Below are 21,291 nucleotides of genomic sequence, written 5' to 3'. Positions count from 1 at the left end.
GCCCGGCGTGCTGTGGGCAGCCGATTGACATCGGCGTGCCGACGGCCTATTGGTTCAGGGTTTCATCGCGATGACCAACTCGGTGTCACCCGGCCAGTCCCAGAAGAGACCGTCGGGTGACTGCTCATACAGCAGGCGACGCAGGTCGGCCTCGAAGTCGGCCCGGCGGTTCCCGAACAGCCGCGGGGCGGCGTAGGACATCGAGAAGTAGTTGGCGACCACGGCGTCGACGTCCCTGATCAGGTCCGGACGTCCGGGTGCGTAGATCGTGCGGGAGCCACCGAACCGGGTCTTCAGCAGCGTGTCCTCGAAGCGCACCGGCTGACCCTCGTTCCAGGTCGCGAAGTAGGTGCGCGTCCGCTCGCCCAGATAGCTGATGACGAGTTCCCGCACCGCGGCGTGGGGAATCTCCGGGTGGTCGGAGTCGACCGGTCGCGGACGTCCGTCGACCGCGTGGGAGATCAGGACCAGCGAGCCGCCCGGCGCGAGGAGGTCATTGACCGACTCGGCGACCTCGAGCCGCCGGACCCGATGAAACGACTGGCCGAACGTCACCACGCGGCACGACCCCGTACCCAGCGTCGCGATGTCCTCCGCCGTCCCCTGCACCCAGCGCGCGTTGGCAATGCCCGCCTGCCGACAACGCCGCCGGCCCTCCGCCAGCATCCCGGCCTCGGGGTCCAGCGCAACGACCTGCTCGAACAGGTGCGCCAGTACCAGCACGAGCACGCCCGGCCCGCAGCCCACGTCGAGCAGCTGACCGGTGCCTTCCAGCGAGAGCTCCCGGACCATGGTGTCGGCCAGTTGCTCGGAGTACGGCGGGCGTCCGATCGAGTAGTAGGCCGCCGTGCCCACAAATGCCTGCGGGTCGAACTGCACGCGGCGATTCTCACACGGCTAGCGGCGCTTGGCGCAGCGCCGACAGCGACCGCGGAGCACGACGCCGTCCGGGTGGACGACGAACCCGGCTCGATCGGCGAGCCGGGCGATCACGGGTTCGAGGCCGTCGGCGGAGACCTCCACCATTGCGCCGCACCGGTCGCAGATCGCGTGCAGGTGGGACGGGACGGAGAGCCCGAACCGTTGCGTGCCGTGGTCGTCGACCACATGCACGAGACCGGATCGCGCCAACGCGTCGAGGCCGCGGTGGATGGTGCCGAGGTGGACCTGGGCGTACGGGTCGCCGCGGTCCCGGTGGATCTCGGCCGCCGACATGTGACCGTCGGTCTCGGCGAGCCGTTCGACGATGAGCACCCGCGAGGGCATCTGGCGCAGACCGGCTGCACGCATCGCGTCCAGCGCGGCCTCCACGGCACGCGCCCGCCCCTGCTCCCGCCGACCCACTCCTACCTCCCTGTGTGTCGGACCTTAGTCCGAACCCGGCGTCTCGCCGAGCACCACCGCCCCGCGCCACCTGCACCTTCTTCGCAGGTACTACTTGCGAACTGTTCGCATCACGGTAGGCTTCTGCGCGCCGGGTCGTCCACTGCGGAGGAGCTTCGTGTCTGTCATGACGGAGTCGGTGTCCCGGATCCAACGGGTGCGCGCCTCCTTGACCCGCCGGGAGTGGTCGCGGATCGCGGCCATGATCGCCGTCGTGGTTTTTCTGCACATCGCGGGCTGGTTCATCCTGATCGCGCTGGTCGCACCGCACCACTACGCACTGGGCAAGGCCGGCGCGTTCACCATCGGGCTCGGCATCACCGCCTACACCCTCGGCATGCGCCACGCCTTCGACGCCGACCACATCGCGGCGATCGACAACACGACCCGCAAGCTGATGTCCGACGGGCAGCGCCCGCTCTCGGTCGGGTTCTTCTTCTCGCTCGGCCACGCGTCGGTCGTGTTCGGCCTGTGCTTCCTGCTCAGTGTCGGCGTCAAGACGCTGGCCGGTCAGGTCGAGAACGGTGCCTCGAGCCTCCAGCAGACCACCGGTCTCATCGGCACCCTGGTCTCCGGCGTCTTCCTCATGCTCATCGCGGCGATCAACATGGTGATCCTGGTCGGGATCCTGAAGATCTTCCGCCGGATGCGTCGGGGTTCCTTCGACGAGGCGGCCCTGGAGGAGCACCTCGACAAGCGCGGCTTCATGAACCGCATCCTCGGCGGGGCGACGAAGGCCGTGCGCAAGCCATGGCACATGTACCCGGTGGGACTGCTCTTCGGCCTCGGGTTCGATACCGCCACCGAGGTGTCGCTGCTGGTGCTGGCGGGTGGCGCGGCGGCGTTCAGCCTGCCCTGGTACGCGATCCTGTGCCTGCCGATTCTCTTCGCGGCCGGGATGTCGCTGCTGGACACCATCGACGGGTCGTTCATGAACTTCGCCTACGGCTGGGCGTTCTCCAAGCCGGTGCGCAAGATCTACTACAACATCACGATCACCGGGCTGTCGGTCGCCGTCGCGCTCGTGATCGGACTGATCGAACTGGTCTCGATCCTGACCGACCAGATGCACATCACCAGCGGGCCGCTGGCCGCGGTCGGCAACCTCAACCTCAACTACGTGGGCTTCGTGATCGTCGGACTCTTCGTCGGGACCTGGGCGGTGGCCCTCCTGGTCTGGCGCTACGGACGGATCGAGGAGAAATGGTCGGCCGGCCTGCAGCAGGTCCCGGAGATCGGGGACTGACCGCGGATCACTCGGGTTCCTCGGCCTCCGCGTCGTAGACACCCTCGACCGGCGGCATCGTCTCGGAGGTCCCTTCTGCCGACGGCTTCTCCGGAGCGGTGCGCTCCGGCACCTCCCCCGGGCCGTCCGGAGCCTTCTCCCGCGGAGCCTTGCGTCCCATCACGTCGGCGGGTGAGACGTCGCCCTCGGAGGTCGGGGTGGGCTGGTCGGGGTAGCCGGTCATCGTGTCCTCTCGGGTGTCGCCCGGGTCGGTCCGGAACTCAGTTCGGGAAGGGCGGCCGGTCGTCGGGCAGCTCGAGGTCGGACTTCTCCAGCTCCTCGACGTTGACGTCCTTGAACGTCAGGATCCGGACGTCCTTCACGAACCGGGCGGGCCGGTACATGTCCCAGACCCAGGCGTCCTGCATGTGCACCTCGAAGTAGACCTCGCCCCCGGCGTTGCGCACCTGCAGGTCGACCGCGTTGGCGAGGTAGAACCGCCGCTCGGTCTCGACGACGTAGGTGAACTGCCGGACGATGTCGCGATACTCCCGATAGAGCGTGAGCTCCATCTCGGTTTCGTACTTCTCCAGATCCTCGGCACTCATCGGGCGGGTTCCAGATCCATCTCGGCGCCAGCTTCGACCGGCATCGCAGCCTCCATCAGCCCATTCTCCCGCACCCTCGCGACATTGACGTAGGACGCCCGGTGTTCCCGGCACGGCCCGTGCCGGTCCAGCGCCCGGGCGTGGCCCGGGGTGACGTAACCCTTGTGGGTGGCGAAGTCGTAGAACGGGAACCGCTCGTGCAGGTCGACCATGAGCCGGTCCCGGGTCACCTTCGCCAGCACCGACGCCGCGGCGATGCACGCGGCCACCCGGTCGCCCTTCCACACCGCGACGGTGGGCATCGCGAGGCCGCCCACCGGGAAGCCGTCGGTCAGGGCGTAGGAGGGGGCCGGCGCAAGCGCCGCGACGGCTCGACGCATGCCCTCGACGTTACAGACATGCAGGCCGCGCCGGTCGATATCACCCGGGGGGATCACCACGACCGACCAGGCCAGCGCCCGGCGGCGTACCTCGTCGTAGACCCGCTCCCGGACGGCGGGCGAGAGCAGCTTGGAGTCGGCCAGATCGGGGACCCGGCCCCGGTTGCCGTCCGGCAGCACGCACGCGGCCACGACGAGCGGCCCCGCGCAGGCCCCTCGGCCGGCCTCGTCGGCTCCCGCAACCGCGTCGAAGCCCCGGCGGCGCAGCGCCGACTCGAGCGCCCACAGGCCCACCTCGCGGCGTACGACGGCCCTCGGCGGCCGGATCATGGGCCGCTCACCTCCCCGGCGAGCACCCGGCGCAATAGCGGGACCAGATCCGGCGGGTAATAGGTCTCGCGGGTGGCCGCGAGTTCGGCCACGCTCCACCAGCGATGGGCGTCGACGCTGCGCTCCTCGACCGGCCCGAAGCCCGAGGTGTCGACCGCCCAGCCCGGCTCGGCAGCCTGCTCGACGCGGGCGTAGAAGAAGTCCTGGGTCTGCCGGTAGTCCTGCCCCTCGAAGGGGAACTCGACGACCTCGTGCCAGACCGGGCCGCACAGATCGTCCTCGGCGAGCCGCAGTCCGGTCTCCTCCCGGGTCTCCCGTACGGCGCCGGCCCGCGGACTCTCCCCCGGGTCGAGCCCGCCGCCGACGGTGAACCAGTACAGCGCCGAGCCGGGCCGGCCTGGGTCGCCCCCGCGGAACAGCAGCACCCGGTCGCGGCCGTCGAGCAGCAGCACGCGCGCCGCGGCACGGGCGACCGGCTGGGTGGACCGCCCACCGAGAACATCGCTCACGAGTGCACCCTACGACGCCGGCGATCCCTCCTCGCACAGGCAGAACTCGTTGCCCTCAGGATCTCGCCAGACCTGCCACCGGCTGCGGTCCGCCCCGTGGACCGAGCTCGCCGGCCGCGCACCCAGTGCCCGGGTCCGGGCCGCGGCACGGGTGAGGTCGGCCACCTCGAAATCGAGGTGTAGGCGGTTTTTGTCCTGCTTGCGATCGGGCACCCGCTGGAAGGACAGCACCGGACCACCGGTCCCGAGCGGGGCGAGGTCACGCCAGTCCGGCTCCGAGTCGACCGCCACCGGCAGGTCGAGCAGTCTCGACCAGAAACTCGTGATCCGGTCGAGGTCGGCGCAGTCGATGACCAGGTGCACGGCCCGCATCGCCGTGACCGACATCAGGCCGACCGACCGGTCGCCGCCGCCCGCAGACACACCACCTCGGTGCTCCGGGGACGCCTGCGGTGCCGCGTCCTCCGCCGTGCGGTCGACCGGGCCAGCCGGGCGCGGCGGTAGTCGTCGGCCGCGGCCCGCAGCTCCGCCGACCGCTGGTCTGCATACACGTACTCACTCCACATGATCATGGTCCTCCGTCGCCGCTCGCCCACTCATCTGCAGACCGGACGCTAGAGCGGGTGTCCGACAGTTTCGGCGACACCGGCCACCACACGACGGCGGTGTCTGTCAGTACAGTGGTCCCGTGACCGAGACGTCGATCCCGCAGCAGGCCGCGCTGGTCCGCGATTTCGTCAACAGCTACGACGTCGAGGCCGGCACCGAGGCGCTGTCCGGCCCCGACGAACTGGGCCGGTTCCTGGCAGAGCACGCGCTGCCCACCGGAGTTCCGACCGGGCGGGACCTCGCCGACGCCGTCGCCGTGCGGGAGGGGCTTCGGGCGGCGCTGCGGGCCAACCACGACGGCACGGCACCCGCCGTCGACCTGGACCGGCTCACCCGAGCCTTCCCGCTGCGCCTGGACTTCACCGACGAGGGGCCGACGCTGATGCCCGTCCAGGACGGTCCACGGGGCGGCATCGCCACGATCCTCGCGGCGGCCGCCGCCTCCGGCCAGGACGGCACCTGGCGGCGGCTGAAGGTCTGCCCGGCCGACACCTGCCAGTGGGCGTTCTACGACACCAGCCGGAACCGCTCCCGTACGTGGTGCGCGATGAACGTGTGCGGAAACCGGGAGAAAACCCGCGCCTACCGCTCGCGTCGTCGGGACTGACCCGCCCGGCGCCGGCGCCGACCGAGCAACGGCCCGACCGCGACGCCCCCGACCAGCAGCGGAGCGGCGACGCCCGCGGGGCCCAGCGCTCCGACCGAGTGTCCGACGAACGTCTCAGGTGTCCCGAGCGTGTTCCACCGAGACGGCGGCCAGACGATGACGAACGCCTTGCCGATCACGTCCTTCACCCCGATGGTCCCGTGGAACTGATCGGCGATATGACATCGGGAGTCGGCGGAGAATCCCCGATGGTCGCCCATCACCCACAGGCGCCCCTTGGGCACCGTGATCGGACCGAACCGCCGGCCCTCCGGGCAGGCGTCGCCGTTGACGTCCGGCGAGTTCTCGAAGATGTAGGGCTCGTTCAGTGACCGATGGTTGACCGTCACCCGGCCCTTCGCATCGCAGCAGGCAACGGTCTGGCCGCCGACGGCGATGACCCGCTTGACGAAGTCCTTCTCGTTTGGCTGCGCGACGCCGATCGCCTGGCCGATCGCCCGGAAGAACTTCTCGATCGGGTTCGACGGTTCGGCGATGCGAACCTCGGGCTGCCAGGTGGACGGGCCCTGGAAGACGACGATGTCGCCCGGCTGCGGATCGTGGAACCGGTAGACCAGCTTGTTGACCAGGACCCGGTCGCCCGAGCAGCCGGGGCAGCCGTGCAGCGTCTTCTCCATCGACCCGGAGGGGATGAAGAAGGCCTGCACCAGGAAGGTCTTGATCAGCAGGGCGAGCACGAACGCGACGATGAGCAGGACGGGCAGTTCGCGCCAGAAGGAGCCACGGCGGCGGGGACGCCGTCGGTTGGCGGCGCGGCGTCGCTCCGCCCGTGTCTCCCGCTCCTGCTCGGCGCGCTCGGTCACGGGGTGGTCGGTGTCAGCGAGCGACGTTCTCGCGGCGTTCCTTGATCTTCGCCGCCTTGCCGCGCAGATCACGCAGGTAGTAGAGCTTCGCCCGGCGGACGTCGCCTCGGGTGACGACCTCGATCTTGTCGATGATCGGGGTGTGCACCGGGAAGGTGCGCTCGACACCGACCCCGAAGCTCACCTTGCGGACGGTGAAGGTCTCCCGCACGCCGCTGCCCTGGCGGCGGATCACGGCGCCCTGAAACACCTGGATCCGGGATCGGGTGCCCTCCACGACCCGCACATGGACCTTCAACGTGTCGCCGGGCCGGAAATCCGGGATGTCGGCGCGCAGGGACTCAGCGTCTAGGGCATCCAGGGTGTTCATCGCGGTCGTCGCTTCCTCATACGTAGGCGCACGCTCACACGCTGGCCGGCGGGTGGGCACGCTGCGGTGTCTCGATAGGGACGTGGCGGGGCCGGATCGGCCCACGGCAACCCTCTTAGGGTGCCACATCCGGCGGAGCAACGTGAAACCCGGCCTCGTCCAGCACCGCACGGTCCCGCTCGTCGAGGACGTCGGCCGGCAGCTGGGCCAGCAGATCCGGCCGGCGGACGGCGGTCCGGCGCAGGCCCTCGTCGCGCCGCCAGCGGGCGATCGCCGCGTGGTCGCCGGACAGCAGCACCTCCGGCACCCGGTGACCGGCCCACTCCTCGGGTCTGGTGTAGGCGGGTCCCTCGAGCAGGCCGTCGGCGAACGAGTCGGACGTCACGCTCGCGGCGTTGCCCACCACACCGGGCAGCAGCCGGGTGACGGCCTCGATCATCACCAGCGTGGCCGCCTCGCCCCCGGCCAGCACGTAGTCGCCGATCGACACCTCGTCGACCACCATCCGCTCGCGGGCGGCATCGATCACCCGCTGGTCGATCCCCTCGTAACGGCCGCAGGCAAACACCAGGTGGCTCTCCTCGGCCAGCTCCGCCGCGAGCGGTTGGCTGAACGGGACACCGGAGGGGGTCGGGACGACCAGCCGGGCCGGAGTGGCGGAGACGGCCCGGAACGCCCAGGCCCATGGCTCGGGCCGCATGAGCATGCCCGGGCCGCCGCCGTACGGCGCATCGTCGACGCTGCGGTGCGGACCGGTGGCCCAGTCCCGCAGGTCGTGGACGGCCACGGTGAACAGGCCCCGTTCGCGCGCCTTGCCGAGCAGTGACTGCTCCAGCGGCGCGAAGTAGCCGGGGAAGATCGTCACGACGTCGATCCGCAGCGTCATAGGTCGAGCAACCCCTCGGGCGGGTCGACGGTCAGCCGCGCGGCGGCGAGGTCGACCGCGGGCACGATGGCCCGGACGAACGGGATCAGTGACTCGGCGCCGGAGTCACCGCGGACGGCCAGCAGCACCCCCGCCGGCCCGTGGATCACGTCGCTGACCTGGCCCAGCTCACGGCCGTCGGTGCGGACGGCGGTGAGACCGACCAGCTGGTGGTCGTAGAACTCCTCGGGGTCCTCGAGCGCCGGCAGGTCGTCGGTGTCGACGACCAGCTCGGTGCCGCGCAGCGCCTCGGCCGCGGTGCGGTCGGCGACGTCGGCGAAGGTGACCAGCAGGCGGCCGGAATGCCAGCGGATGCCGTCGACCCGCAGCGGCCCGCGGGCCTCCGGCTCGGTCACGAGCACGGACCCGGGAGCGAACCGGGTGTCCGGGTCGTCGGTCCGGACCGTGACCGCTACCTCGCCGGTGACGCCGTGCGCCCGCCCGACCCGGCCGACGACGAGCCGCACGCCCGGATCAGACCTCGTCGGTGTCGACGAGGTCGACCCGGACACCACGGCCGCCGACACCGGTGACGACCTGGCGCAGCGCCCGTGCGGTCCGCCCGCCCCGGCCGATCACCTTGCCAAGGTCCTCAGGATTGACCCGGACCTCGATCGTGCGGCCACGCCGGCCGTGCACGAGGTCGACCCGGACGTCGTCGGGATGGTCGACGATGCCTCGTACCAGATGCTCGACGGCAGCTTCCAGCACCTACTCGCTCCGTGCCTCGGACTCGGCCGGAGTCTGCGCCGCGGGCGCCTCCGCAGCGGGCGTTTCCGCAGTGGACGTTTCTGCAGTGGACGTTTCTGCAGTGGGCGCTTCTGGGGCCTTCTCGGCCGCAGGCTTGTCCGCCGCCGCCTCGGGCTCCGGCGCGGAATCGTCCGCCTTGCCGGCGCGCTTCTTGCGCGGGGTGGTCGCGTCCGGTGCCTCGCCGAGCGACTCCTTCGCCGCCGCCTCGAACACCGCCTTCTTGTCCGCCTTGGGAGCCGCGGTGCGCATCGGCTCCGGCGCCGGCAGGCCCTTGAACTTCTGCCAGTCGCCGGTCACCTTCAGGATCGCCGCGACCGCCTCGGTGGGCTGGGCACCGACGCCGAGCCAGTACAGCGCCCGGTCGGAGTCGACCTCGATGAACGAGGGGTCGTCCTTCGGGTGGTACTTGCCGATCGTCTCGATGGACCGACCGTCCCGCTTGGTGCGGGCGTCGGCGACGACGATCCGGTAGTACGGCGCGCGCATCTTGCCCAGGCGCATCAGCTTGATCTTGGTTGCCACAGGGGTGGGTGCTCCACTCATCTACTCGGGTGGCCGTGCGGCGACCGCGTGGGGTTGCGGTGACGCCCGTCCTGACGGACCCAGCGCCCGCACCGGATAGAGGGCCGCGCGCGCGCCGGGTACTCAACCGGCCATTCTGCCAGACGGTGCGCCGGAGACCGAACTCAGTAGGCCCGGGCGACGTAGGCGAGCAGGTCCGGCTCGCCGTCATTGTCCGGAACCGTCCCGTCCGGACGGATCAGGCAGCGCACCGTCACGCCCTCCCCGGCCAGCTTCCGCTCGCCGTCCTCGCCGAGGTCCGCCCAGGGCATCCGGGCCCATCCCGATCCTGCCGCCTCGACGGCGGCGTCGATGGTTGTGACGTCGGCCGTACGGGCGGCCTGACGCTCGCGCGCCTGGTCGAGCAGCGCCTCCTGGTCGGCGACGAGCGCCTCGGCGACCGCGCCCTCGAGCCGGTCGAGCGGCACCGGCTCCTTGGTCCCGGGCACCCGGCGTACCAGCGTGGCGGTCCCGGCGGCGAGGTCGCGCGGGCCGATCTCGATCCGGACCGGCACGCCCTTGAGCTCCCAGTCGACCGCCCGGCGGCCGAACGGCACGTCAGTCCGGTCGTCGACGGAGACCCGTACGCCGCTCTCTCGCAGGGTCGCGGCGAGCTCGTGCGCCCGGTCGGCGACGTCGGCCTTCACGGCGAGCACGACAGCCTGGATGTGGGCCAGCCGCGGCGGCACCCGCAGCCCGCCGTCGTCGCCGTGGCACATGATCAGGCCGCCCACCATGCGGGTCGTCGAACCCCACGAGGTGGTCCAGGCGAACTCCCGTCTGCTGTCGGCACCGAGGAACTCGATACCGAACGCGCGGGCGAAGGTCTGGCCGAATTCGTGGCTGGTGCCCATCTGCAGCGCCTTGCCGTCGGCCATCATCGCCTCGCAGGTCATCGTGTTGATGGCCCCGGGGAAGCGCTCCGCCTTGGTCTTCAGCCCCGCGACGATGGGCATCGCGAGGACGTCGACCATGAACGCCCGGTAGACGTCGTAGAGGATCCGCCGGGCGTAGGTGCCGGCTTCCTCCTTGGTGGCGTGGGCGGTGTGGCCCTCCTGCCAGAGAAACTCGCTGGACCGCAGGAACAGCCGGGTGCGCATCTCCCAGCGGACGACGTTGCACCACTGGTTGAGCAGCATCGGCAGGTCGCGGTAGCTCTGCACCCACTTGGCCATGTAGTCGCCGAAGAGCGTCTCGCTGGTCGGACGGACCACCAGCGGCTCCTCGAGTTCCTTGCCGCCGGCGTGGGTGACGACGGCCACCTCGGGGCTGAAGCCCTCGACGTGCTCGGCCTCGCGGTGCAGGTAGGACTCGGGGATGAAGAGCGGGAAGGACACGTTGGCGGCACCGGTGGCCTTGATGCGGGCGTCCATGTCAGCCTGCATGCGCTCCCACAGCGCGTATCCCCAAGGGCGGATCATCTGCGTGCCGCGCACCGGGCCGTTCTCGGCGAGTTCGGCCTTCGCGACGACGTCCTGATACCAGCGGGGGAAGTTCTCGGACTGTGGAGTGAGCACGGATGCCATGGCAGGCAGGTTAGATCAGCGCACCACGCGGCCGCGCAGCACGATGCGGCTCGGGGCACGCAGCACCTGCAGGTCGGCGCGCGGGTCCGCGTCGTAGACCACCAGGTCGGCGGGTGCGCCTTCCTCGATGCCGTCGAGTCCGAGCCAAGACCGCGCCCGCCAGGATGCGGCCGCCAACGCGTCCACCGTCGACAGTCCGGCCTCGTGCAGGGCGAGGATCTCGTCGACGATCAATCCGTGCGGCAGTCCGCCGGCGTCGCTGCCGGCGTAGATCGGGATCCCGGCGTCGTACGCGGAGCGGACCCGGTCGCGGGCCGAGCGGTGCAGGCGTCGCATCCGGGCGGCGTAGCTGGGGAATTTCGATGCCGAATCGGCGATGGCCGGGAAATTGGCCACGTTGATCAGCGTGGGCACGAGGGCCGCGCCACGCTCGGCCATCGCCGGGATCAGGTCGTCGGTGAGTCCCGAGCCGTGCTCGATCGAGTCGACGCCGGCGGCGATCAGGTCCGGCAACGCCTCCTCGCCGAAGGTGTGTACGGCGACCCGGGCACCGCCCGCGTGTGCCCGCCGCACCGCTTCGACGAGCGTGTCTGCGGTCCACAACGGCGCGAGATCGCCGGAGTCGCGGTCGATCCAGTCGCCGACCAGCTTGACCCATCCGTCGCCGTCCTTGACCTGCTGGTCCACCTCGGCCGGTAGATCGGCCGGCTCGACCTCCACCGCCAGGCCGCGCAGGTAGCGCCGGGGACGGGCCAGGTGACGGCCGGCCCGGATCAGCCGGGGGGTGTCCTCGCGCTCCTGCAGCCACCGGGTGTCGACCGGTGATCCGCAGTCGCGCAGCAGCAGCGCACCGACGTCCCGGTCGGTCACCGCCTGCGCCACCTGGCCGTCGTGGTCGTCGATCGGGCCGTCCGGCCCGAGGCCGACGTGACAGTGCGCATCGACCAGACCGGGCACGATCCAGCCGGAGTCGCTGACCGGCTGGGCGTCCGGCACGGGGTCAGCGGTGATCCGCCCGTCGCGCACCCACAGCGTTCGGCGCTCACCGCCGGGCAGAACCGTCCCGGTCAGCCGGAGCGGCGGCGTCACTGCTTCGGGAACTTCAGCTTGCTCAGGTCGGGCATGGACGTTCCCGGGGGCAACTGCGGCACCGAACCCGGGCCTGCGCTCGGCGCTCCGCCGGGGAAACCGGGGGGAAGGCCGCCCGGCATCCGCTGCTGCGGGCCGCCGCCGCGACCGCCCTTGCCCTTGCGGCCCTTCTTCCCCTTCTTGCTGCCGGCCTTCTTCGAGCGACGACCGGTCCCCGGGAGCCCCATCCCGCCGGCCATCTGCGCCATCATCTTGCGGGCCTCGAAGAACCGGTCGACGAGTTGGTTGACCTCGAAGACCGAAACCCCTGACCCGCGGGCGATCCGGGACCGCCGGGACCCGTTGATCATCTTCGGGTCGGCGCGTTCGCCCGGGGTCATCGAGCGGATGATGGCGGCGGTGCGGTCGAGATCGCGGTCGTCGACCGACTCGAGCTGGTCCTTCATCTGTCCCATGCCGGGCAGCATGCCGAGCAGGTTGGAGATCGGACCCATCCGGCGGATCGCCAGCATCTGCTCGAGGAAGTCCTCGAGCGTGAAGTCGCCGCCAGAGGTCAGCTTGCCGGCCATCCGCTCGGCCTCGCCGGCGTCGAACGTGGCCTCGGCCTGCTCGATCAGGGTGAGCACGTCGCCCATGCCGAGGATCCGGGAGGCCATCCGCTCGGGGTGGAAGACGTCGAAATCGGTGAGCTTCTCGCCGGTCGAGGCGAAGAGGATGGGCTGGCCGGTGACGTAACGCACCGAGAGCGCCGCGCCGCCGCGGGCGTCGCCGTCGAGCTTGGTCAGCACGACCCCGGAGAAGCCGACCCCGTCGCGGAACGCCTGCGCGGTCGTGACCGCGTCCTGCCCGATCATGGCGTCGACCACGAACAGCGTCTCGTCGGGCTCGACGGCGTCCCGGATCGCCGCCGCCTGGCTCATCATCTCCTCGTCGACGCCGAGTCGGCCGGCCGTGTCGACCACGACGGTGTCGTACATCCGGTGCCGGGCTTCCTCGACGCCCTGGCGTGCGACCTCGACCGGGTCGCCGGCGGTCGGCTGGCCCTCCCCGGTGGCGCCGGGATGCGGCGCGAAGACCTCGACTCCGGCCTGGCCGCCGACGACCTGCAGCTGCGTGACGGCGTTGGGTCGCTGCAGGTCGGCGGCGACCAGCAGCGGCGTATGCCCCTGCGACTTCAGCCAGCGACCGAGCTTGCCGGCCAGGGTCGTCTTACCCGAGCCCTGCAGACCGGCGAGCAGGATCACCGTCGGCGGTGTCTTGGCGAAGACCAGGCGCCGGGTCTCACCGCCCAGGATCCCGACGAGCTCCTCGTTGACGATCTTGATGACCTGCTGGGCGGGGTTCAGCGCCTGGGAGACCTCGGCGCCGCTGGCCCGCTCCTTGATCTCGTTGATGAACGTCCGAACGGCGGGCAACGCGACATCGGCCTCGAGCAGGGCGATGCGGATCTCCCGGCAGGTGGCGTCGATGTCGGACTCAGAGAGCCGTCCTTTGCCGCGCAGCGCGGTGAACGTCTTCTCGAGTCGCTCGGAGAGGGTGTCGAACACCTGCCCAGGGTAGACGGACCGGCGAACGCTCAGTCGCCCTCACCCGCGGCGGACACCAGCGCCGCCTCGACCCGGGCCCGTCGGTCCGGATCCGTGACCAGCCGTCCGGCGGCGTCCACGACGTAGAACGCGTCGACCACCGCGGACCCCTGCGTGCTGATCCGCGCCGACCGGACGTCGAGACCGCAGGACTCCAGCGCCACGGTGACACGGTGCAACAGCCCCAGCGAGTTCCCGGCGCGCAACTCGACGACCGTCGCATCGGTGGCGGCGCCGTCGAACCACAGCACGCGCGGCGGGGGAAACCGGGTCTGCGCCGAGCGGTACCGCTGCTCGAGCACCGCCAGTCGGTCCGCGAGCGGCAACCGCCCGGCGAGCGCCTGCCGGAGGTCGGCCCGCAACAACTCGGGATCCGGGAGCCGGCCGAACCTCGGGGACACCGTGAAGACGTCGACGGCGAAGGACAGGTCGGTCGTGATGCTCGCCGCCCGGACGTCGAGGTGGTGCAGCGCCAGTACGCCGGCCGCCCGGCTGAGCAGACCGGCGGAGTCGGGCGCGGCCACCGTCACCTCGCCGCCGTCGACCATGACCGCGATCGCCCCCTCGCGGGCCAGCGCCTGCTGATCCGGAGTCAGCCGCGGCGTCACCTCGGGCGGGGCGCCGTGCAGTGCGCCGCGGGTCCGGGCGGCCAGATCGCCGACCAGCGACGCCTTCCAGTCGCTCCACGCCGCCGGACCGGTCGCCAGTCCGTCCGCTTCTGCCAGGGCGGCCAAGATCTCCAACAACTCCGTCGACCCGTCGACCGCCTTCGCAACGGTGGCCACGGTCGCGGGGTCGTCCAGATCGCGCCGGGTCGCCGTGTCCGGCAGCAGGAGGTGGTGACGCACGGCGCCCGCGACGAGGGCCGCGTCGGCCGCAGACAGTCCGATCCGCCGCGCGATCCGCTCGGCGACCAATGCGCCCTCGCGACTGTGGTCGTCGCCGAGCCCCTTGCCCACGTCGTGCAGCAACGCGGCGATGAGCAGCAGATCGGGTCGGCTCACGTCACGGACCCGCTCAGCGGCGTTCGCCGCGGTCTCCATGAGGTGGCGGTCGACGGTGAAGCGGTGCACCGGGTCGCGCTGCGGACGGCACCGGACGTGCTCCCACTCGGGCAGCATGCTCACGAGCAGCCCGCTGCGATCCAGTGCCTCGAGCGGGGCGATCGCGCCGTGCCCGGCGGCCAGCAGACCCACCAGGGCGTCGCGGGCGGCGGGCGGCCACGGGACCGGAAGCACCGGCCGGCTCTCGACCAGCCGGCGGAGGGTGAACGGCGAGACGGGGAGCCCGGAGCCGGCCGCCGCGGCCGCCACCCGCAGCGCCAGCGTCGGATCTCCCCCGGGATCGGCGTCCCGGGCGAGCACGACCTCCTTGCCCTGCTCGACGACACCGTCGGCGAGCGGGCGACGGGTCGGCTCCGCACGCCGGCGCCAACGCGGCCGCCGGCTCGACTCCTCGGCGTCGATCCGGCGTACCGCCATGTCCCAGGTGAAGGTGATGGTGCGGCCGGCGTCGGAGACGGCCCGCAGCAGCGCGTCGGCATCCGGGAAGTCCAGCGCCGCCGCGATCTCGGCCTGCTGGTGGTGCACCAGCCGGTCCAGCGCCCGGCCGGCGCCCAGGTGCAGCTCACCCCGGACGTCGAGCAGGAGGCGGTAGGCCGCGGCGACGGACGGACCGATCGGGTCGGCCAGCTGCGCGACCGCGAGACCGTGCAGTGCATGGACGTCGCGCAGGCCGCCCAGGCACTGCTTCAGATCCGGTTCGACGAGGAAGGCGAGCTCTCCGAACCGGCGGACCCGTTCCTCGGCGGCGGCGGAAAGATCGGCCACCCGCCGGACGCCGTTACGCCGCCACGCGGTCCGGGCCTCACGTCGGAGCTCGTCACCGACGGCGAGGTCGCCCGCGACCGGTCGGGCGACCAGCAGGCCGAGCGCGACCGCGAGATCGCTCTCGGCCAGGCTCAGCGCCTCCGGCAGGGTGCGCACGGAATGGTCGAGGGAAACGCCGGCGTCCCACAGCGGGTACCAGACCGACTCGGCCACCGACCCGACGTCGGACTGCCCGTCGTGGACGAGAACGAGGTCGATGTCGCCGTACGGCGCGACCTCGCCGCGACCGAGACTGCCGACCGCGACGAGTGCGAGGTTCGGCCGGGGGGCCAGCAGGTCCGCCAACGTCTGTTGATACAGGTCGCTCAGCGCGGCCCGAAGCTCCGCGCCGGTGAGCCGCTGATCCTTGATCAGGCGGTCTCGACCGGCGCGGAGCTCGGCCGCGGCATCAGAGGGCGTCCGGTCCCCGTTCCCCGGTACGAACCCGCACGAGGTGCTCGACCGGCGTCACCCAGACCTTGCCGTCGCCGATGGATCCGGTCCGGGCGGCATCGACGACCGCGTCGACGACCTTGTCGGCGTCGAAGTCGTCGACCAGCACCTCCACCTTGAGCTTGGGCACGAGATCGACGGTGTACTCAGCGCCCCGGTAGACCTCGGTGTGACCCTTCTGCCGGCCGAATCCCTGTACCTCGCCGACCGTCAACCCGGCGACACCGAGGGCCTCGAGTGCAGCTTTGACGTCGTCGAGCCGGAAGGGCTTGATGATCGCGGTGATGAGCCTCATGCGTTCACCTCCGTCTTCTGCGCGGCGCCGGACGGCACCTGCGCCGTGTGTCCGCCACCGACCGAACCGAACTCGTACGCCGACTCACCGTGCATCGAGATGTCGAGACCGGTGATCTCATCCTCCTCGGTGACCCGGTTGCGCGTGATCAGGCCGATGACCTTGCCGATGATGAGCGTCATCACGAAGGAGTACGCCATCACGCAGATCACGGCGAGCGCCTGCTCCCCGAGCAGGCCCGCTCCACCTCCGTAGAACAACCCGTCCCGCCCGGCCGAGTTGGTGTCGATCGTGGCGAACAGGCCGACGCACAGTGAGCCGATGATCCCGCCCACCAGGTGGACGCCGACGACGTCGAGCGAGTCGTCGAAGCCGAACTTGGACTTCAGGCTCACCGCGAGCGGGCAGACCACCCCGGCGAAGAGGCCGACCGCGATCGAGCCGAGCGGGCTGACGAATCCGGCCGCCGGCGTGATGGCGACCAGTCCGGCGACGGCGCCGGACGCGGCGCCGAGTGTCGTCGCCTTGCCGTACTTGATCTTCTCCACCAGGATCCAGCCGAGGCACGCCGCCGCGGTGGCCGTGTTGGTGTTGACGAACGCGTAGCCGGCCAGGTTGTTGGCCCCCAGCGCGGAACCGGCGTTGAAACCGAACCAGCCGAACCACAGCAGGCCGGCACCGAGCAGGGTGAACGGCAGGTTGTGCGGGCGCATCTGTTCCTTGGGCCAGCCGCGCCGCCGGCCGAGCACCAGCGCCATCGCGAGTCCCGCGGCACCGGCGTTGATGTGCACCACGGTCCCGCCGGCGAAGTCCAGCGCGCCACGCTGGAAGAGCCAGCCCTCAGGCGAGAACACCCAGTGCGCGACGGGACCGTAGACGAGGATCGACCAGGCGACGACGAAGCCGACGAACGCGCCGAATTTCCACCGGTCCGCCGTGGAGCCGGTGATCAGCGCGGGCGTGATGACCGCGAACATCATCTGGAAGATCACGAACACGATCGGCGGGATTGTCTGCGCCGCGGCGCCGACGTACCCGGGCACGACCTCGGTCATGTGTTGCAGGCCGGCGAAATGCAGGTCGCCGATGAATCCGTTGCCCTTGCCGAAGGCGAGGGAGAACGAGACCAGGACCCACACGATGCTGACGATCGCGATCGTGACGAAGTTCTGCATCAGCATGCCGAGCATGTTCTTGCTCCGCACCATGCCGCCGTAGAAGAAGGCGAGGCCGGGTGTCATCAGCAGGACGAGCGCGGTACTGGCGAGGACCCAGGCGGTGGATCCGGTGTCGATCTTGGACAGGTCGAACGGGGCGGCGAGGGCCGGCACGGTGGCCGGGCCGGTGGCGAGCAGGGCGAGACTCATGGCGCTCCTCATTGCGGGGACGTGCCGTGAGACTGCCGAAACGATGTTTCCGGATGCGACCGGCGATGTTTCGTCGTTGTGAATTCAGGCCGGCTCGCCGAGCAGCGCGTCGACGAACGCCGGCGGATCGAAGGGCGCCAGGTCGTCCGGACCCTCACCGAGTCCGATCAGCTTCACCGGGACCCCGAGCTCGCGCTGGACGGCGATGACGATACCGCCCTTCGCGGTGCCGTCGAGCTTGGTGAGCACGATGCCGGTGCAGTCGACGGCCTCGGTGAAGACCCGGGCCTGGATGAGGCCGTTCTGCCCGGTCGTCGCGTCCAGGACGAGGAGGGTCTCGTCGATGGGGCCCTGCTTTTCGACGACCCGCTTGACCTTGTCCAGCTCGTCCATCAGCCCCGACTTCGTGTGCAGCCGGCCGGCGGTGTCGATGAGCACCGTGTCGACGTGGCGCTCCTTCCCCTGCCGCACCGCGTCGAAGGCCACCGACGCCGGGTCCCCGCCCTCGGGGCCTCGGACGGTCTCCGCCCCGACTCGCGCGCCCCAGGTGGCGAGCTGGTCGGCACCGGCGGCGCGGAAGGTGTCGGCGGCACCCAGCAGCACGCTGCGGCCGTCGGCGACCAGGACGCGGGCGAGCTTGCCGCAGGTCGTCGTCTTCCCGGTGCCGTTGACCCCGACCACGAGGACCACGGCCGGGCTGTCGGCGTGCGGGAAGGTGTGCAGCTCGCGGTCGGTGTCGGTGCCGATGGCGGTGAGCAGCTCCTCGGCGAGCAGGCGTCGCAGCTCCTCCGGCGACCGGGTGCCGAGCACCCGGGTGCGCTCCCGCAACCGGTCCACGATCTCGGTCGTGGCGGTGACGCCGACGTCCGCGCCGAGCAGGGTGTCCTCGATCTCCTCCCAGGCGTCGTCGTCGAGGCGGTCGCGGGCGAGGACGGCGAGCAGGCCCTTGCCCATCGTCGACTGCGACCGGGCCAGCCGGGACCGCAGCCGCACCAGTCGCCCTGCCGTGGGTTCGGGCGTCTCGACCGCCGGCGCCTCGGGCGCCTCGGCCGCCGGCGACTCGACCTCGGAGTCGGCGGGCGCGGAGTCGGCGGGCGCGGTCGTGGATGGCTGGGCGGGCAGCTGCAGGGTGGTCGACGACTCCTCGCCCGGGTCGACCCGGCGGCGTCGGCGCGGCACCACCAGCCCGACGACCGCGGCGATGGCGATGACGACGACCACGACGGCGATGATCACGTACTCCATGCGGCGATCCTCTCAGAGCGGCGCGCACCCCTGACGCCCCCGTGCTCGCCTGCCCGTAACCGGCGTACGCCGTTCGCCGGTTGCAACGGTGGTGCCGGTGCGGTACGAAGGTGGGAGTAGTAACCAGTGAAAGTGATTAGCCGGTGACGGAGGTCGACCACAAATGGCCGAGTGGGAAGCAATCGGGGCACCGAGCAGTGCCGGGGCGCACCATGCAGGTCAGGAGCGCGCGCCCGCGGCCCTGCGCCGGGCCGGACTCCTCGACCGGCTGCGCGACGGTGGGATGTCGATCGTCGACGGCGGCGACCTGCCGGTCACTCCGTTCGTCGCCGACCCGGCCCACCCGCGCGAGCGCAATCTCGACGGGGTGGTGGCCGCGGCGATCGGGCTCGCCGACCGGGTCGCCGACGTGGTCCGGGACGGGCGCCGGCCCCTGGTGCTCGGCGGCGACTGCACCCTTACGCTCGGCGTGATGGCGGGATTCGGCCGGATCCGCGACGACACGGGCCTGGTCTACGTCGACGGAGACGCCGACGTGGGAACGCCGGAGCACACCGAGTCCGGGATCTTCGACTCCATGGGGGTCGCCCATCTGCTCGGAGCCGGCGCGCCCCGACTGGCCGGTCTGAACCGCCCGGGAGCTCTCGTCGAGCCGGCCCGGCTGTGCCTGGTCGGCTGCGATCCGCGGGAGGTCGACGCTTCCGGGCATGCGTTCCTCGAGCAGCGCGGTGTCGGATACTTCGCCGGCCCGGACCTGGCCGGCGCACCGGAGAAGGTCGCCGAGGAGGCCATCGCCCGGGTGGCCGGCGCGTCCGGGCCCGTCGTCGTACACCTCGACGTCGACGTGGTCGACTCCGGTGACCTGCCGCTGGGCAACTTCCCGCACTACGACAGCGGTGTTCCCCTCGACGCGGTGCTCGCCGCCCTGGCTGTGCTGGTCCGGCACGAGTCCTGCGCCGGTCTGGTGCTCACCGAGGTCAACCCGACCCACGACGCCGACGGCACGATCCTCGAGCGCTACGTCTCGGGTCTGGTCAGCGCGCTGACGGGACCCTGAGCCAGACGGCGTGGTCGACGGGCAGCCGCGGGTCGGCGCGGTCGTCGAACGGCTCGCTGGCGAGCAGCACCTCGTCGTACGGCGGGAGCACCGCCGGGCCGGGAGACATGTTCACCAGACAGACGAAGCCGGGCTCGCGGGCGAAGGCCAGCACTCCGGGCGCCGACTCGAGCCATTCGAAGGTTCCGTCCCCGAGCGCCGGCTGCTCGTGTCGGATCCGCAGCGCCGCGCGGTAGAGCGACAAGGTCGAGGCCGGGTCGTCCGCCTGCGCGTCGGCGGTGCGGTCCTTCCAGCCCGCCGGCTGAGGTAGCCACGGGGTCGAGCCGGCCGGACCGAACCCGAACGGCGACCGGTCACCCGACCACGGAATCGGCACCCGGGAGCCGTCCCGCCCGCGGTTGGTGTGCTTCGAGCGCTCCCAGACCGGGTCCTGCAGCACCTCGACCGGAAGGTCTTCGACCTCCTCGAGGCCGAGTTCCTCCCCCTGGTAGACGTAGGCGCCGCCGGGCAGGGCGAGCTCGAGCAGCGCAGCGGCCCGGGCCCGGCGTAGCCCGACTTCGAGTGAGGCCTCGACCGCTCCGGCGTTGGCGTTCTCGCGGCCGGCCGGGCGGCCGTAGCGGGTGACGTGCCGGACGACGTCGTGGTTGGAGAGCACCCAGGTCGTCGGGGCACCGACCGACCCGATCGACCGGGTCGACTCGTCGATCACGGCCCGCATCGCCGCCGCGTCCCACGGCGCCTTGAGGAAGTCGAAGTTGAACGTCGTGTGCAACTCGTCGGGGCGGACGTAGCGGGCCAGCCGTTCGGCCGGTGACACCCACGCCTCGCCGACGAAGATGCGCGGCTCGTCGTAGGAGTCGGCGATCTTGCGCCAGGACCGGTAGATCTCGTGCACCGCGTCCTGGTCCCACGCCGGGTGGACGGTCCCGAACGGTGGCTCCTCCGGCGCCGCCCAGATCTCGGGCAGGTCGGGGTAGGTCGGGTCCTTGGCCAGACCGTGCGCCACGTCGATGCGGAAGCCGTCCACGCCACGGTCGAACCAGAAGCGCAGCACGTCTTCGAATTCGGCGGCCACCGCCGGGTTCTCCCAGTTGAGGTCGGGCTGCTCCGGGGCGAACAGGTGCAGGTACCACTCCCCCGGCGTGCCGTCGGATCCGGTGACCCGCCGCCACGCCGGTCCGCCGAAGGTCGACGTCCAGTTGGTGGGTGGTGTGTCACCGTTCTCGCCGCGGCCGGCACGGAAGACGTAGCGGTCGCGTTCGGGCGATCCGGGTCCGGCGGCCAGTGCCTGCTGGAACCACGGATGCTGGTCGCTGGTGTGGTTGGGGACGATGTCGAGGATCACCCGGATGCCGTGCCGGTGCGCCTCGTCGAGCAGCGCCTCGGCCTCGGGCAGGGTCCCGAACGCCGGATCGATCGCCCGGAAGTCGGCCACGTCATAGCCGCCGTCGGCCTGCGGCGACGGGTACCACGGATTGATCCAGATCGCGTCGACACCGAGGTCGGCGAGATACGGCAGCCGGGACCTGATCCCGGCGATGTCGCCGAGACCGTCGCCCGTCCCGTCGGCGAACGAGCGCAGGTAGACCTGGTAGATGACGGCGTCGCGCCACCAGGGACGGGCTTCGCCGGGTACGGCGTCGGAGAGCTCAGAAGTCACGGACGGTGATTCTGTCAGGCGTGGT

The 21,291-nt window shown here is 71.2% G+C and carries 25 protein-coding genes; 3 read left to right on the top strand and 22 right to left on the bottom strand.

Features of this window, described 5'->3' with window-relative positions:
• Positions 1-54 precede the first annotated feature (54 nt).
• Positions 55-879, bottom strand: coding sequence for a class I SAM-dependent methyltransferase (locus tag VGH85_02060; GenBank protein HEY2172573.1), 825 nt, complete (start codon positions 877-879; stop codon positions 55-57).
• An 18-nt stretch (positions 880-897) separates the two neighbouring features.
• Positions 898-1,344: a transcriptional repressor gene (locus tag VGH85_02055; GenBank protein ID HEY2172572.1), complete on the bottom strand. Its 447-nt coding sequence runs from the start codon at positions 1,342-1,344 to the stop codon at positions 898-900.
• Between the two features lie 166 nt (positions 1,345-1,510).
• Between VGH85_02055 and VGH85_02050 the strand changes: the two genes are divergently transcribed.
• Positions 1,511-2,629 carry a HoxN/HupN/NixA family nickel/cobalt transporter gene (locus VGH85_02050; protein HEY2172571.1) on the top strand — a complete coding sequence of 373 codons (1,119 nt, stop codon included), beginning with the start codon at positions 1,511-1,513 and terminating at the stop codon, positions 2,627-2,629.
• A gap of 7 nt (positions 2,630-2,636) precedes the next feature.
• Here the strand turns inward: VGH85_02050 and VGH85_02045 are convergent, their stop codons facing one another.
• From VGH85_02045 to VGH85_02020, 6 genes are read right to left on the bottom strand one after another with little or no spacing between them, the layout of a single operon-like run.
• Entirely contained in the window at positions 2,637-2,852 is a 216-nt protein-coding gene (locus tag VGH85_02045) for a hypothetical protein (protein HEY2172570.1), read from the bottom strand.
• Between the two features lie 37 nt (positions 2,853-2,889).
• Positions 2,890-3,216, bottom strand: coding sequence for a DUF2469 domain-containing protein (locus VGH85_02040; GenBank protein HEY2172569.1), 327 nt, complete (start codon positions 3,214-3,216; stop codon positions 2,890-2,892).
• On the bottom strand, positions 3,213-3,926 hold the full coding sequence (locus VGH85_02035; protein HEY2172568.1) for a ribonuclease HII: 714 nt from the start codon (positions 3,924-3,926) through the stop codon (positions 3,213-3,215). The genes VGH85_02040 and VGH85_02035 overlap by 4 nt, the downstream gene beginning before the upstream one ends.
• Entirely contained in the window at positions 3,923-4,435 is a 513-nt protein-coding gene (locus VGH85_02030; GenBank protein ID HEY2172567.1) for an NUDIX domain-containing protein, read from the bottom strand. The genes VGH85_02035 and VGH85_02030 overlap by 4 nt, the downstream gene beginning before the upstream one ends.
• A gap of 9 nt (positions 4,436-4,444) precedes the next feature.
• The gene (locus tag VGH85_02025; GenBank protein HEY2172566.1) at positions 4,445-4,822 is read right to left on the bottom strand and encodes a VOC family protein; all 378 of its coding nucleotides are present in this window, start codon (positions 4,820-4,822) and stop codon (positions 4,445-4,447) included.
• Complete coding sequence (locus VGH85_02020) at positions 4,822-5,007, bottom strand: hypothetical protein (GenBank protein ID HEY2172565.1); 186 nt, start codon at positions 5,005-5,007, stop codon at positions 4,822-4,824. The genes VGH85_02025 and VGH85_02020 overlap by 1 nt, the downstream gene beginning before the upstream one ends.
• Before the next feature lie 116 nt (positions 5,008-5,123).
• Here VGH85_02020 and VGH85_02015 point away from each other — a divergent pair, with 116 nt between their 5' ends.
• On the top strand, positions 5,124-5,651 hold the full coding sequence (locus tag VGH85_02015; protein ID HEY2172564.1) for a CGNR zinc finger domain-containing protein: 528 nt from the start codon (positions 5,124-5,126) through the stop codon (positions 5,649-5,651).
• Here the strand turns inward: VGH85_02015 and lepB are convergent.
• The 13 genes from lepB to ftsY form a co-directional block, all read right to left on the bottom strand.
• Entirely contained in the window at positions 5,627-6,514 is an 888-nt protein-coding gene (lepB, locus tag VGH85_02010) for a signal peptidase I (GenBank protein HEY2172563.1), read from the bottom strand. The two genes, VGH85_02015 and lepB, sit on opposite strands and share 25 nt — an antisense overlap.
• A gap of 13 nt (positions 6,515-6,527) precedes the next feature.
• The gene (gene rplS / locus VGH85_02005) at positions 6,528-6,884 is read right to left on the bottom strand and encodes a 50S ribosomal protein L19 (protein HEY2172562.1); all 357 of its coding nucleotides are present in this window, start codon (positions 6,882-6,884) and stop codon (positions 6,528-6,530) included.
• A 115-nt stretch (positions 6,885-6,999) separates the two neighbouring features.
• Positions 7,000-7,764 carry a tRNA (guanosine(37)-N1)-methyltransferase TrmD gene (trmD, locus tag VGH85_02000; protein ID HEY2172561.1) on the bottom strand — a complete coding sequence of 255 codons (765 nt, stop codon included), beginning with the start codon at positions 7,762-7,764 and terminating at the stop codon, positions 7,000-7,002.
• 2 nt (positions 7,765-7,766) lie between these two features.
• A complete protein-coding gene (rimM, locus tag VGH85_01995) occupies positions 7,767-8,276 on the bottom strand; it encodes a ribosome maturation factor RimM (GenBank protein ID HEY2172560.1) in 510 nt (169 codons plus the stop codon).
• Positions 8,277-8,283: 7 nt separating this feature from the next.
• Positions 8,284-8,517 carry an RNA-binding protein gene (locus VGH85_01990; GenBank protein HEY2172559.1) on the bottom strand — a complete coding sequence of 78 codons (234 nt, stop codon included), beginning with the start codon at positions 8,515-8,517 and terminating at the stop codon, positions 8,284-8,286.
• A 3-nt stretch (positions 8,518-8,520) separates the two neighbouring features.
• Positions 8,521-9,081 carry a 30S ribosomal protein S16 gene (rpsP, locus tag VGH85_01985; GenBank protein HEY2172558.1) on the bottom strand — a complete coding sequence of 187 codons (561 nt, stop codon included), beginning with the start codon at positions 9,079-9,081 and terminating at the stop codon, positions 8,521-8,523.
• Positions 9,082-9,245: 164 nt separating this feature from the next.
• The gene (gene proS, locus VGH85_01980) at positions 9,246-10,646 is read right to left on the bottom strand and encodes a proline--tRNA ligase (protein HEY2172557.1); all 1,401 of its coding nucleotides are present in this window, start codon (positions 10,644-10,646) and stop codon (positions 9,246-9,248) included.
• A gap of 15 nt (positions 10,647-10,661) precedes the next feature.
• Entirely contained in the window at positions 10,662-11,735 is a 1,074-nt protein-coding gene (locus VGH85_01975; protein HEY2172556.1) for an amidohydrolase family protein, read from the bottom strand.
• Complete coding sequence (gene ffh / locus VGH85_01970; protein HEY2172555.1) at positions 11,732-13,282, bottom strand: signal recognition particle protein; 1,551 nt, start codon at positions 13,280-13,282, stop codon at positions 11,732-11,734. Before ffh ends, VGH85_01975 begins: the two co-directional genes overlap by 4 nt.
• Before the next feature lie 29 nt (positions 13,283-13,311).
• Positions 13,312-15,561, bottom strand: coding sequence for a [protein-PII] uridylyltransferase (locus VGH85_01965; GenBank protein ID HEY2172554.1), 2,250 nt, complete (start codon positions 15,559-15,561; stop codon positions 13,312-13,314).
• Positions 15,562-15,598: 37 nt separating this feature from the next.
• Entirely contained in the window at positions 15,599-15,937 is a 339-nt protein-coding gene (locus tag VGH85_01960; protein ID HEY2172553.1) for a P-II family nitrogen regulator, read from the bottom strand.
• Positions 15,934-17,304, bottom strand: coding sequence for an ammonium transporter (locus VGH85_01955; protein ID HEY2172552.1), 1,371 nt, complete (start codon positions 17,302-17,304; stop codon positions 15,934-15,936). The genes VGH85_01960 and VGH85_01955 overlap by 4 nt, the downstream gene beginning before the upstream one ends.
• Before the next feature lie 84 nt (positions 17,305-17,388).
• On the bottom strand, positions 17,389-18,549 hold the full coding sequence (ftsY, locus tag VGH85_01950) for a signal recognition particle-docking protein FtsY (GenBank protein HEY2172551.1): 1,161 nt from the start codon (positions 18,547-18,549) through the stop codon (positions 17,389-17,391).
• Positions 18,550-18,712: 163 nt separating this feature from the next.
• Here ftsY and VGH85_01945 point away from each other — a divergent pair, with 163 nt between their 5' ends.
• The gene (locus tag VGH85_01945) at positions 18,713-19,606 is read left to right on the top strand and encodes an arginase family protein (GenBank protein HEY2172550.1); all 894 of its coding nucleotides are present in this window, start codon (positions 18,713-18,715) and stop codon (positions 19,604-19,606) included.
• Here VGH85_01945 and VGH85_01940 read toward each other — a convergent pair.
• Positions 19,584-21,266 carry an alpha-amylase family glycosyl hydrolase gene (locus VGH85_01940; GenBank protein HEY2172549.1) on the bottom strand — a complete coding sequence of 561 codons (1,683 nt, stop codon included), beginning with the start codon at positions 21,264-21,266 and terminating at the stop codon, positions 19,584-19,586. The genes VGH85_01945 and VGH85_01940 overlap by 23 nt on opposite strands.
• Between the last annotated feature and the right edge of the window lie 25 nt (positions 21,267-21,291).

The organism is Mycobacteriales bacterium (genome assembly GCA_036497565.1).
Classification (GTDB): Bacteria; Actinomycetota; Actinomycetes; order Mycobacteriales; family QHCD01; genus DASXJE01.
Note: the sequence above shows the minus strand (reverse complement) of the source record. Positions and strands in the feature narration are given on the sequence as shown.